An 11,912-nucleotide genomic window follows, 5' to 3' on the forward strand; every position below is an offset into this window, starting at 1 on the left:
CCTGCCTAACCGGCTGATTGAGGTACACAACAAGATGTTTAGTTTTATTGCCCGCCGATTGGGGTTATTGATCCCCACGTTTTTCGGCATCACGTTGCTGACGTTTGCGTTGATTCGCATGATCCCCGGCGACCCTGTCGAAGTCATGATGGGCGAACGACGAGTCGACCCCGAGATGCACGCACAGGCAATGGAACGCCTCGGCCTTAACAAGCCGCTGTACGCGCAATACCTGGACTACGTAGGCAAACTCGCCCACGGCGACCTCGGTGAGTCCCTGCGCACGCGCACCAGCGTGTGGACCGAATTCACCGCCCTCTTCCCTGCGACCCTGGAACTGTCCATGGCCGCCCTGTTGTTCGCCGGTATCCTGGGCCTGTTGGCCGGGGTGATCGCGGCCCTGAAACGAGGATCCCTGTTCGACCATGGGGTGATGGGCATCTCCCTGGCGGGATATTCGATGCCGATCTTCTGGTGGGGCCTGATCCTGATCATGTTCTTCTCGGTAAGCCTGGGCTGGACCCCGGTTTCCGGGCGTATCGACCTGCTCTACGACATCGAGCCGCGCACCGGCTTCATGCTGATCGACACGCTGCTGGCTGACGAGCCGGACGCGTTCTTCGACGCCCTGCACCACTTGATCCTGCCGGCCATCGTGCTCGGCACCATCCCGCTGGCGGTTATCGCGCGGATGACCCGTTCGTCGATGCTCGAAGTCCTGCGCGAAGACTACATCCGTACCGCCAAGGCCAAAGGCCTGTCGCCGGCGCGCGTGGTATTCGTCCACGGCCTGCGTAACGCGCTGATCCCGGTACTCACCGTGGTCGGCCTGCAAGTGGGCACTCTGCTGGCCGGTGCGGTTCTGACCGAAACCATCTTCTCGTGGCCCGGCATCGGCAAATGGCTGATCGAAGCCATTGGCGCACGGGACTATCCCGTGGTGCAAAACGGCATCCTGTTAATCGCCTGCCTGGTGATTCTGGTGAACTTCGTGGTGGATATCCTCTACGGCTTCGCCAACCCACGCATCCGTCACCAGCGCTGAGATCATGACCATGACCACACCTACTTCCGCGGTAGCAGTCGATCAAAGCCTGCTGTACCCGTCCCCGTACAAAGAATTCTGGCAAGCCTTTTCCAAGAACAAAGGCGCCGTCGCCGGCCTGCTGTTCATGTTGCTGGTGGTGTTTTGCGCGATCTTCGCCCCTTGGGTTGCGCCGCATAACCCGAGCGAGCAATACCGTGACTTCCTGCTCACCCCTCCAGCCTGGCTGGAAGGCGGGCAGATGCAGTTCCTGCTCGGCACCGACGAACTGGGCCGTGACCTGCTCTCGCGCCTGATCCAGGGTTCGCGCCTGTCCTTGCTGATCGGCTTGTCGTCGGTCGTGATGTCGCTGATCCCGGGCATCCTGCTGGGTCTGTTCGCCGGGTTCTTCCCACGCCTGCTTGGCCCAACCATCATGCGCTTGATGGACATCATGCTGGCCCTGCCGTCGCTGCTGCTGGCGGTGGCCATTGTCGCGATCCTCGGCCCTGGCCTGATCAACACCGTGATCGCCATTGCGATCGTGTCGCTGCCCTCTTATGTGCGTCTGACCCGTGCTGCGGTGATGGGCGAACTGAACCGCGACTACGTGACGGCCGCCCGCCTCGCCGGCGCCGGCCTGCCACGCCTGATGTTCATCACCGTGCTGCCCAACTGCATGGCGCCGCTGATCGTACAGGCCACCTTGAGCTTCTCTTCGGCGATTCTCGATGCCGCGGCCCTGGGCTTCCTTGGCCTTGGCGTACAACCGCCAACCCCTGAGTGGGGCACCATGCTGGCTTCGGCCCGTGACTACATCGAACGTGCCTGGTGGGTCGTGAGCTTGCCGGGCTTGACCATTTTGCTCAGCGTGCTGGCAATCAACTTGATGGGTGACGGCCTGCGCGATGCGCTGGACCCGAAACTCAAGAACGCCGCCTGAGGAGATTCCCATGTCACTGTTAGAAATCAAGAATCTCAACGTACGCTTCGGCGACGCGACCGCCGTGCCGGTGGTCGATGGCCTCGACATTTCCGTCGACAAAGGCGAAGTACTGGCGATTGTTGGCGAGTCGGGCTCGGGTAAATCCGTGACCATGATGGCGCTGATGGGCCTGATCGAGCACCCCGGCATCGTCACCGCCGACGCCCTGAACTTCGATGGCAAGGACATGCTCAAGCTGAGCAACCGTCAGCGCCGCCAAATCGTCGGCAAAGACCTGGCGATGGTGTTCCAGGACCCGATGACCGCGCTGAACCCCAGCTACACCGTGGGTTTCCAGATCGAAGAAGTGCTGCGCCTGCACCTGAAAATGTCCGGCAAGCAAGCGCGCAAACGTGCGATCGAACTGCTCGAAAAAGTGGAAATCCCGGGTGCCGCCAGCCGTATGGATGCCTACCCGCACCAACTGTCCGGCGGTATGAGCCAGCGTGTCGCAATCGCCATGGCGATTGCCGGCGAGCCGAAACTGCTGATCGCGGATGAGCCGACCACGGCCTTGGACGTAACCATTCAGGCGCAGATCATGGAGCTGCTGCTGGCCCTGCAGAAAGAGCAGAACATGGGCCTGGTGCTGATCACCCACGACCTGGCCGTGGTGGCCGAAACCGCCCAGCGCGTGTGCGTGATGTACGCCGGCCAAGCCGTGGAAGTCGGCCAGGTGCCGCAATTGTTCGACATCCCGGCGCACCCGTACAGCGAAGCGCTGCTCAAGGCGATCCCCGAGCACAGCCTGGGCGCCACGCGCCTGGCCACGCTGCCGGGTATTGTTCCCGGTCGTTATGACCGCCCGCAGGGTTGCCTGCTGTCGCCACGCTGCCCGTATGTGCAGGAATCCTGCCGTGCCCAGCGGCCTGGCCTTGACCCGAAAACCAACAGCCTCGCGCGTTGCTTCTACCCCTTGAACCAGGAGGTGGCGTAATGGCCGTCGTTCTTACCGCCCGCGACCTGACCCGTCACTACGAAGTCTCCCGTGGCCTGTTCAAGGGCCACGCGCTGGTACGCGCGCTTAATGGTGTGTCGTTTGAACTGGAAGCCGGCAAGACCCTCGCCGTAGTGGGTGAGTCGGGTTGCGGCAAATCCACCCTGGCCCGCGCGCTGACGCTGATTGAAGAGCCGTCGTCGGGCTCCTTGAAAATCGCCGGCCAGGAAGTCGCCGGTGCCGACAAGGCCCAGCGCAAGCAACTGCGCAAAGACGTGCAGATGGTGTTCCAGAGCCCGTATGCCTCGCTGAACCCACGCCAGAAGGTCGGTGATCAACTCGGCGAGCCGCTGTTGATCAACACCAACCTCTCCGCCGCCGAGCGCCGCGAGAAAGTGCAGGCGATGATGAAGCAAGTGGGCCTGCGCCCTGAGCATTATCAGCGCTACCCGCACATGTTTTCCGGTGGCCAGCGCCAGCGTATTGCACTGGCCCGCGCGATGATGCTGCAACCCAAAGTGCTGGTGGCCGATGAACCGACCTCGGCACTCGACGTGTCGATCCAGGCCCAGGTGCTCAACCTGTTCATGGACCTGCAGCAGGAATTCAACACCGCCTACGTGTTCATTTCCCACAACTTGGCAGTGGTGCAACACGTTGCCGACGACGTGATGGTGATGTACCTCGGCCGCCCGGTGGAAGTGGGCCCCAAGGAAGACATCTACGCCCGCCCGCTGCACCCGTACACCCAGGCGCTGCTGTCGGCCACCCCGACCATCCACCCAGACCCGAACAAGCCGAAGATCAAGATCGTCGGCGAACTGCCCAACCCGCTGAACCCGCCATCGGGCTGCGCGTTCCACAAGCGCTGCCCGTATGCGACAGCGCGTTGCAGCAGCGAGGAGCCGTTGTTGCGGCCGCTGGACAACCGCCAGGTGGCTTGCCACTACGCGGAGCAGTTCGTGGCCTGAGCCTGCTGGCAACAAAAATGCCCTGGCGATAGCGCCAGGGCATGACAGGTGTTCTACAAGCCCTTCCCATCAGGTTGCGCATCAGCCTGTTGGGAGGGGCTTTTTTTTGGCTCGCACCACCCGCTTTTGATGACCAAATCCCTTTCAGTATTCGAAACCAATCTAACTGCCTGTCAGTTCTCACAGTAGCCAGCCACGGCCTTTTGCATTGTTATGAGTTCACCCCTTTATCCAATGGACGGGTAATCGCTCATGACAACTTTCACTGTTTTTTTCTGCGGCACTGGCTCAACCAAGTTTGACGATACTCACGCAAGTTATTGGAACGGTGAGTTGATTTCCACGCTGGCGCAAAACACTCAAAGCGTCAGTAAGGAGTTTGCCGAATGGATTGTTATCGACGGCCCCGGCAGCGGCAACTTGCAGGCCGATGAGATGTTCTCCGAGTCTGGCAATTATCTTCAGTTAAAGGGCACCGCCCTGGGCTCCGGCTGGGAAGAAAACGTGGCTCACGCGGTTAACATCATGAAGGGCACGTTTACCTGGCAGCGCGAAAAACTGACGGAGGAAAACTACACCCAACTGCAAAAAGCCGGCATTCCGATTGAAGACGTCAAAGTCACCGGCAGTTGGTATTGGCGCACTTACGATTACGGTACGCGCAAAGTAACGCAGCAGCAGTTGCAAGAGCAGATCATCAAGACCTTCCGAAAGGACGGCATCATTCCCACGCGCGTCAACCTGGTCGGCTGGAGCCGCGGCGGGATCAGCTGCCACATGCTGGCCAACGCCATGCTCAACGACAGCGTCTTGAAGAATGTGCCGGTCAATATCTTCGCTGTCGACCCCGTTCCGGGACTCTTGAACTTCCAGAGCAGTCGAGTAACGCTCGGCAGCAACGTTAAAGAGTACGTCGGTTTTTACGCCAGGGACGAGCGATCTTCCGGCTTCGCATGTGTTGTGCCCACCTTTGATAAAAGTACCCATGTTCATATCTATCCAATGCCCGGGCGCCACGCGACCTTGGTGGGTAATGCTGCCCCCGATGGAAACCAAGGTGCCAAGGTGTATGCCGAACCCGGCGAGATTGTTCGCCACTTTGCAGAAACTTGCCTGACGCGATGGGGTGTGCGCCTGGAAAAGAAACTCAACCTCACGCCCGGCCAGATAAATGACCGTCTTACAAAGATGAATAATGATTTGAGCGGGTACGTGGCGATGCGTAATACGGTTTACACCACCCGCACGTCCACTGCAGGTGAGCGCAGCATTACCAAGGGCAGCAGCGATATTAAATTCACCGCCGCGAGCGGCACCGATTACCTGCCAGGACAGGGACTTTCAATAGACAAGATAGTGGACAGCGACTATTTCAAAGATATCGCGTGATTCTTATAAGGGAACGGGTTAAGCGTTTACAGCCCTCCCGTCAGGCGGTGCATACCTGACGGGAGGGGCCGTGCTTCAGGCCGAATCAGGTATCGCTGTCACCTTGATCGCTATCATCGTCATCCGGGGCTTGCTGGTCGTCATCATCCTTGGAACCGCCTTGGTCCTCATCGCCTGGTTCGGCTTCCGACTTGGCCAGCTGCAGTCCCTTGCCCTGCGCTGTCTGCACCGCCGAAAAGCCCGTCTGACTGCCTTGCACCGGGTTATGCGCCCAGGCCGTCGACATCCCCAACGACAACAGCACCAGCACTTTTATCAACAGCACTACACGTTGAAAAATACTCATGGTCGATTTCCGTCCAGTCAGTAGATGAATCCTGCACGACAGCGTTTTACTGTCGCCAGGTTAGAAGCTAGTCCCAATGCCGGGTTTGCGCCAGGCTTCAGGTGTCGCCATCGTCGTAGGTGTCGCTGTCCTCGCCTTCGTTATAAGGGTTTTCTGCATCTTCCTTCGGCGCGGGTTGGGCTTGGGGTTGCCAACTGCCGGAGTTGACCTCCTTTTGCTTTTTTTTGCTGACAGGGCCGGTGTCCTTCCACTGGGGGGTTCCGGCATCCGCCAGCGCCGCGGTGTGAGCCAAAGCAGTGGACAGCCCCAAGGCCCCCAGCAGCACCACATGAATGGCGCGTTGAGTTATACGCAAGGTCGCCTCCTGATCCGTCGCTGATTGGGTGAAGTAGTTGAAACGCTAGACCGGATGCGGACTTCTCGCCAATGCCGCTGACAGATGAGGATCAAATGTGGGAGCTGGCTTGCCTGCGATAGCGGTGGGTCAGCCACTCATAGGGTTACTGACAGGCCGCCATCGCAGGCAAGCCGGCTCCCACATTGAGCCGCCGGCGCGCCCACAAAAAAGGGCGAAGCCATGACAGCTTCGCCCTTTTTGTACCGCTCAGACCTTAATGATGCTCACGCGTCGCACGGAATTTCACATCCGGCCAGCGCTCTTCCATCAATGCCAGGTTCACGCGGGTCGGGGCCAGGTAGGTCAGGTGACCACCGCCGTCCACTGCCAGGTTTTCCACGGCTTTGTTGGAGAACTCTTCCAGCTTCTTCTTATCGCTGCAATCGATCCAGCGCGCGGAGTACACGGTGATTGGCTCGTAGGAGCACTCGACCTTGTATTCCTCTTTCAGGCGGCTGGCGACCACATCGAACTGCAGCACGCCGACGGCGCCGAGGATGATGTCGTTGCTGCGCTCGGGGAAGAACACCTGGGTGGCGCCCTCTTCCGCCAATTGCTGCAGGCCCTGGCGCAGTTGCTTGGATTTGAGCGGGTCGCGCAGGCGTACGCGGCGGAACAGTTCCGGGGCGAAGTGCGGGATACCGGTGAAACCCAGCACTTCGCCTTCGGTGAAGGTGTCACCGATCTGGATGGTGCCGTGGTTGTGCAAGCCGATGATGTCGCCGGCGTAGGCTTCTTCGAGCTGTTCACGCTCGGAGGAGAAGAACGTCAGGGCATCGCCGATGCGCAGGTCCTTGCCGGTGCGCACGTGGCGCATCTTCATGCCTTTTTCGTATTTGCCGGAGCAGATACGCATGAAGGCGATACGGTCGCGGTGCTTGGGGTCCATGTTCGCCTGGATCTTGAACACAAAGCCGGTGAATTTCTCTTCGACCGGTTCCACGGTGCGCTCATTGGCAACCCGGGCCAGAGGCTTCGGCGCCCAGTTCACGACGGCGTCGAGTACGTGGTCGACACCGAAGTTGCCCAACGCAGTACCGAAGAACACCGGGGTCAGCTGGCCGTCGAGGAATTCCTGCTGGTTGAACTCATGGCAGGCGCCCTGCACCAGCTCCAGTTGATCAACAAAGCGGTCGTACTCGTCACCCAGGTGGGCGCGGGCTTCGTCGGAGTCGAGCTTTTCGATGATTTTCACATCGGTGCGCTCGTGGCCGTGGCCAGCGGTGTAAACGATGATGTAGTCGTCGGCCAGGTGGTACACGCCCTTGAAGTCGCGGTAGCAACCAATCGGCCAGGTGATCGGCGCAGCCTTGATCTTCAGGACCGCTTCGATTTCATCGAGCAACTCGATCGGGTCGCGAATATCGCGGTCGAGTTTGTTGATGAAGCTGACGATTGGCGTGTCACGCAGGCGGCACACGTCCATCAGCGCAATGGTACGTGGCTCAACGCCCTTACCGCCGTCGAGGACCATCAAGGCCGAGTCCACCGCGGTCAGGGTGCGGTAGGTGTCTTCGGAGAAGTCTTCGTGGCCCGGGGTGTCGAGCAGATTGACCATGTGGTCGCGATACGGGAACTGCATGACCGACGTGGTAATGGAAATACCCCGTTGTTTTTCCATTTCCATCCAGTCGGAGGTGGCATGGCGGTCGGATTTGCGGGATTTCACCGTGCCGGCCACTGCGATTGCCTTGCCCATCAGCAGGAGCTTCTCGGTGATGGTGGTTTTACCGGCATCGGGGTGGGAAATAATGGCGAAAGTGCGGCGTTTCGCGACTTCGGCGGCCTGGTGGGTCATGGGAAATCGCCTGGCAGGTGAGTCAAAAAAGGGCGGCGAGTATAGCGCAAACCCAGGGAGCCAGACCACCGTTCACCCGATTGGGGGTGGCTAAATGCTGCCAAGTGTGGAACCTTTTAAAAGGTAGAGACGTCCACTCCCCTGCTACCGCACTCGTACCAGGGGCTGAAAAATCAGCAAGTTAGCCTGACGAGGCTGCGCTCATGGCTTGATCGCATACCGCGTTGCCGGTATCGGCGAGCTGCTTTTCGCGAACTCATTCGCCGACAGCCAGGAATGGCATTGCCGCTCGGAAATGTGTTCGCCGACAAAAGAAAAAAAGGAGTCCGCCTGTGGCTATTCGCTATGGCAAAGGGCTGATAGGAGGAGCGGTTGTCGTCGCTCTCCTGGCCCTGCTGGTCCACTGGATCGGCATCAACACGATCGAACTGTACCGCGACGATTTGTTGTTTTACCTGCAAGCACACTTGATCCTCGTTCTTGTCTCCATGCTGGCTGCCCTCGTTGTAGGCATCCCCGCCGGTATCCTGCTCAGCCGACCGAACATGGTCGGGCGCGCAGAACGTTTCATGCAGATCTTCAACATCGGCAACACCGTCCCTCCCCTGGCCGTACTGGCCATCGCCCTCGGCGTCCTCGGCATCGGCAGTGGCCCGGCCATCTTCGCGTTGTTCCTCGCCTCGTTGCTGCCCATTGTGCGCAACACCTACGAAGGCCTCAAAAACGTTCAAGGCTCACTGAAAGAAGCCGCCACCGGCATCGGCATGACGCCGCGCCAGGTGCTGTTTCGCGTGGAATTGCCCAACGCCGTGCCGATCATCATCGGCGGTGTGCGCGTGGCCCTGGCGATCAACGTCGGCACCGCACCGCTGGCGTTCCTGATTGGTGCCAACAGCCTGGGCAGCCTGATCTTCCCCGGCATCGCCCTGAACAATCAGCCGCAACTGCTGCTCGGCGCCGCGTGCACCGCGCTGCTGGCATTGCTGCTTGACGGTCTGGTGACCATGGCCAGCCGCCTCTGGCTGGAACGCGGGTTGCGTCCGTCTTAAGGCTTGGCAAAGGAATTCACATGAAAAAACTGACATTGATATTGAGCTGCGTCCTGCTGTTCGCAGGTTTTGCGCAAGCCGCTGAAAAACCGGTGATCCGCATCGGCGCCCGAGTGTTCACCGAACAGACCCTGCTCGCCGAAATCACCTCCCAGTACCTGCGCACCAAGGGTTACGACACCCGCGTGACCGGCGGCCTGGGCAGCAACCTGGCGCGCAGTGCCCAGGAAAGCGGGCAACTGGACCTGATCTGGGAATACACCGGCGTGTCGCTGGTGGCCTACAACCATGTGGACGAGAAGCTCGACAGCGAACAGTCCTACGCCCGAGTTAAAGAACTCGATGCGAAAAAAGGCCTGGTCTGGCTCTCCCCGTCGAAATTCAGCAACACCTACGCATTGGCGTTGCCGGAAAACGTGGCCAAGGAATTCCCGCAGATCAACAGCATCAGCGACCTGACCCAAGCCCTGGCCGAGAAAACCAAAGGCACGCGCCTGGTGGCCTTGGACACCGAGTTCGCCAACCGTTCCGACGGCATGGCCGGCATGGTCAAGCTGTATGACATGAACCTCACGCGCAAAAACACCCGGCAGATGGACGCCGGCCTGGTCTACACCGCGCTGCGTAATGGCCAGGTGTTTGCCGGGTTGGTCTACACCACCGACGGTCGCCTGAACGCCTTCAAATTGAAGCTGCTGGAAGACGACAAACACTACTTCCCGGACTACACCGCTGCGCCGGTGGTGCGTCAGGATTATCTCAACGCTCACCCTGAACTGGCCGCTGACCTGAAACCACTGGCCGCGCTGTTTGACGACGCCACCATGCGCCAGTTGAACGCACGGGTCGACGTCGACCATGAAAGCCCGTCCGCCGTGGCTGCAGATTTCCTGCGCCAACATCCCATCAGCCAATAAGAGGAGAAGACATGGAATTTCTGAACGCCTTTTCCCATCTTGATTGGGCCCAGGTCCTGCACCTGACCTGGCAGCACATCACCCTGGTCGGCATTGCCGTCATTCTGGCAATCGTCGTGGGCGTGCCGCTGGGCGTGCTGATGACGCGCTTCCCGACCCTGGCCGGCCCGCTGCAAGCCAGCGCCACCGTGCTGCTGACCGTGCCGTCGATCGCGCTGTTCGGCCTGCTGCTGCCGTTCTACTCCAAGTTCGGCCAGGGCCTGGGGCCGATGCCGGCGATCACCGCGGTGTTCCTCTACTCGCTGCTGCCGATCATGCGTAACACCTACCTGGCCCTCACCGGCGTGGAACCGGGCATCCGCGAAGCCGCCAAAGGCATCGGCATGACCTTCGGCCAGCGCCTGCGCATGGTTGAACTGCCCATCGCCGTGCCCGTGATCCTTGCCGGTGTGCGCACCGCCGTGGTGATGAACATTGGTGTGATGACCATCGCCGCCACCATCGGCGCCGGTGGCCTGGGTGTACTTATTCTGGCTTCCATCAGCCGCAGCGACATGTCGATGCTGATCGTTGGCGCCGTGCTGGTCAGTCTTCTGGCCATCTTCGCCGACCTGCTTCTGCAATGGCTGCAACGCTCGCTGACTCCAAAAGGACTGCTCAAATGATCGAACTTCAAAACCTGACCAAGACTTTTCAAAGCAACGGCAAAACCGTATCTGCCGTGAACGACGTAAGCCTGACCGTCAATGAAGGCGAGATTTGCGTGTTCCTCGGCCCATCGGGTTGCGGCAAAAGCACCACGCTGAAAATGATCAACCGCCTGATCAAGCCCACCTCGGGCAAGATTTTGATCAACGGCGAAGACACCACCGACCTGGATGAGGTGACCCTGCGTCGCAACATCGGTTATGTGATCCAGCAGATCGGCCTGTTCCCGAACATGACCATCGAGGAAAACATCGTGGTGGTGCCCAAGCTGCTCGGCTGGGACAAGCAGAAATGCCACGACCGCGCCCGCGAGTTGATGAGCATGATCAAGCTGGAGCCCAAGCACTACCTGCATCGCTACCCGCGTGAACTGTCGGGCGGCCAGCAACAGCGCATCGGCGTGATCCGTGCGTTGGCGGCCGATGCGCCGCTGCTGCTGATGGACGAGCCGTTCGGCGCGGTTGACCCGATCAACCGCGAGATGATCCAGAACGAATTCTTCGAGATGCAGCGCGCGCTGAACAAGACCGTGATCATGGTCAGCCACGACATCGACGAAGCGATCAAGCTGGGCGACAAAATCGCCATCTTCCGTGCCGGCAAACTGCTGCAGATTGACCACCCGGACACGCTGCTGGCGCATCCGGCGGATGAATTTGTGAGCAATTTCGTCGGCCAGGACAGCACCCTCAAGCGCCTGCTGCTGGTGAAAGCCGAAGACGCGGCGGACAACGCCCCGTCGGTGAGCCCCGAAACTCCGGTGGCCGAGGCCCTGGAGCTGATGGACGAAACGGACCGTCGCTACGTGGTGGTCACCTGTGCCGAGAACAAGGCGCTGGGTTATGTACGACGTCGCGACCTGCACCGTCAGACCGGTACCTGCGGCCAGTACTTGCGCGAGTTCAACGCCACGGCGGCGTATGACGAGCACTTGCGCATCCTGTTGTCGCGCATGTACGAGTTCAACCGCTCGTGGTTGCCGGTGATGGACGCGGAGCGTGTGTTCCTGGGTGAAGTGACTCAGGAATCGATTGCCGAGTACCTGAGTTCCGGTAAGTCGCGTGGCGGCAAGACCAGTATTGTCTCCCCTGCCGAGACCGCCCTGGCCTGATCTGAAACACCCCAGGTCAACCTGTGGGAGGGGGCTTGCCCCCGATGACGGTGTGTCAGTCACTTCATCAGTCACTGATCCACCCCTATCGGGGGCAAGCCCCCTCCCACATTTGCTCGCTGAAATCCCGCCGATTTAGCCCTCCCGGGGAACATCAATCCGTCACACCGGTCGGTTACATAAGTAGCTGCACGAGGTCCTGCGACGAACGCGTGCAAAAACGCGACATTTTTAGTTGATCTATGGCCCCTCACGTCCTAAAGTTCGCGCCGAACGTCCA

General features: G+C 60.0%; 12 protein-coding genes. 9 read left to right on the forward strand and 3 right to left on the reverse strand.

Features of this window, described 5'->3' with window-relative positions:
- Positions 1-34 precede the first annotated feature (34 nt).
- From FPT15_RS24100 to FPT15_RS24120, 5 genes are all read left to right on the forward strand, one after another.
- Positions 35-1,045 carry an ABC transporter permease subunit gene (locus FPT15_RS24100; protein ID WP_010565541.1) on the forward strand — a complete coding sequence of 337 codons (1,011 nt, stop codon included), beginning with the start codon at positions 35-37 and terminating at the stop codon, positions 1,043-1,045.
- Positions 1,046-1,055: 10 nt separating this feature from the next.
- On the forward strand, positions 1,056-1,967 hold the full coding sequence (locus FPT15_RS24105; protein ID WP_145165247.1) for an ABC transporter permease subunit: 912 nt from the start codon (positions 1,056-1,058) through the stop codon (positions 1,965-1,967).
- A 10-nt stretch (positions 1,968-1,977) separates the two neighbouring features.
- Positions 1,978-2,946 (forward strand): ABC transporter ATP-binding protein, encoded by a 969-nt coding sequence (locus tag FPT15_RS24110; RefSeq protein ID WP_145165249.1) that lies wholly within the window; start codon positions 1,978-1,980, stop codon positions 2,944-2,946.
- Positions 2,946-3,917 (forward strand): peptide ABC transporter ATP-binding protein, encoded by a 972-nt coding sequence (locus FPT15_RS24115; protein ID WP_106578631.1) that lies wholly within the window; start codon positions 2,946-2,948, stop codon positions 3,915-3,917. Before FPT15_RS24110 ends, FPT15_RS24115 begins: the two co-directional genes overlap by 1 nt.
- Before the next feature lie 252 nt (positions 3,918-4,169).
- Entirely contained in the window at positions 4,170-5,306 is a 1,137-nt protein-coding gene (locus tag FPT15_RS24120) for a hypothetical protein (protein ID WP_145165251.1), read from the forward strand.
- Positions 5,307-5,391: 85 nt separating this feature from the next.
- Here the strand turns inward: FPT15_RS24120 and FPT15_RS24125 are convergent, their stop codons facing one another.
- From FPT15_RS24125 to FPT15_RS24135, 3 genes are all read right to left on the reverse strand, one after another.
- Positions 5,392-5,652 (reverse strand): hypothetical protein, encoded by a 261-nt coding sequence (locus tag FPT15_RS24125; protein ID WP_106578629.1) that lies wholly within the window; start codon positions 5,650-5,652, stop codon positions 5,392-5,394.
- A gap of 97 nt (positions 5,653-5,749) precedes the next feature.
- On the reverse strand, positions 5,750-6,007 hold the full coding sequence (locus FPT15_RS24130; RefSeq protein ID WP_145165253.1) for a hypothetical protein: 258 nt from the start codon (positions 6,005-6,007) through the stop codon (positions 5,750-5,752).
- A gap of 256 nt (positions 6,008-6,263) precedes the next feature.
- Positions 6,264-7,847, reverse strand: coding sequence for a peptide chain release factor 3 (locus FPT15_RS24135; RefSeq protein ID WP_145165255.1), 1,584 nt, complete (start codon positions 7,845-7,847; stop codon positions 6,264-6,266).
- Positions 7,848-8,179: 332 nt separating this feature from the next.
- On the opposite strand from FPT15_RS24135, the gene FPT15_RS24140 reads away from it, so the two are divergent.
- From FPT15_RS24140 to FPT15_RS24155, 4 genes are read left to right on the forward strand one after another with little or no spacing between them, the layout of a single operon-like run.
- Positions 8,180-8,896, forward strand: coding sequence for an ABC transporter permease (locus FPT15_RS24140; RefSeq protein WP_025856261.1), 717 nt, complete (start codon positions 8,180-8,182; stop codon positions 8,894-8,896).
- 20 nt (positions 8,897-8,916) lie between these two features.
- The gene (locus FPT15_RS24145) at positions 8,917-9,813 is read left to right on the forward strand and encodes a glycine betaine ABC transporter substrate-binding protein (protein WP_145165257.1); all 897 of its coding nucleotides are present in this window, start codon (positions 8,917-8,919) and stop codon (positions 9,811-9,813) included.
- Between the two features lie 11 nt (positions 9,814-9,824).
- Positions 9,825-10,478 carry an ABC transporter permease gene (locus FPT15_RS24150; RefSeq protein ID WP_027604864.1) on the forward strand — a complete coding sequence of 218 codons (654 nt, stop codon included), beginning with the start codon at positions 9,825-9,827 and terminating at the stop codon, positions 10,476-10,478.
- Entirely contained in the window at positions 10,475-11,632 is a 1,158-nt protein-coding gene (locus tag FPT15_RS24155) for a betaine/proline/choline family ABC transporter ATP-binding protein (protein WP_145165260.1), read from the forward strand. The genes FPT15_RS24150 and FPT15_RS24155 overlap by 4 nt, the downstream gene beginning before the upstream one ends.
- The last annotated feature ends 280 nt before the right edge of the window (positions 11,633-11,912 follow it).

Source organism: Pseudomonas sp. RGB, from assembly GCF_007713445.1.
GTDB lineage: Bacteria > Pseudomonadota > Gammaproteobacteria > Pseudomonadales > Pseudomonadaceae > Aquipseudomonas.

Excerpts from the sequence above, each read along its gene's own strand:
- FPT15_RS24100 (WP_010565541.1), top strand. The coding sequence starts at position 35 with ATGTTTAGTTTTATTGCCCGCCGATTGGGGTTATTGATCCCCACGTTT.
- FPT15_RS24105 (WP_145165247.1), top strand. The coding sequence starts at position 1,056 with ATGACCACACCTACTTCCGCGGTAGCAGTCGATCAAAGCCTGCTGTAC.
- FPT15_RS24110 (WP_145165249.1), top strand. The coding sequence starts at position 1,978 with ATGTCACTGTTAGAAATCAAGAATCTCAACGTACGCTTCGGCGACGCG.
- FPT15_RS24115 (WP_106578631.1), top strand. The coding sequence starts at position 2,946 with ATGGCCGTCGTTCTTACCGCCCGCGACCTGACCCGTCACTACGAAGTC.
- FPT15_RS24120 (WP_145165251.1), top strand. The coding sequence starts at position 4,170 with ATGACAACTTTCACTGTTTTTTTCTGCGGCACTGGCTCAACCAAGTTT.
- FPT15_RS24125 (WP_106578629.1), bottom strand. The coding sequence starts at position 5,652 with ATGAGTATTTTTCAACGTGTAGTGCTGTTGATAAAAGTGCTGGTGCTG.
- FPT15_RS24135 (WP_145165255.1), bottom strand. The coding sequence starts at position 7,847 with ATGACCCACCAGGCCGCCGAAGTCGCGAAACGCCGCACTTTCGCCATT.
- FPT15_RS24145 (WP_145165257.1), top strand. The coding sequence starts at position 8,917 with ATGAAAAAACTGACATTGATATTGAGCTGCGTCCTGCTGTTCGCAGGT.
- FPT15_RS24150 (WP_027604864.1), top strand. The coding sequence starts at position 9,825 with ATGGAATTTCTGAACGCCTTTTCCCATCTTGATTGGGCCCAGGTCCTG.
- FPT15_RS24155 (WP_145165260.1), top strand. The coding sequence starts at position 10,475 with ATGATCGAACTTCAAAACCTGACCAAGACTTTTCAAAGCAACGGCAAA.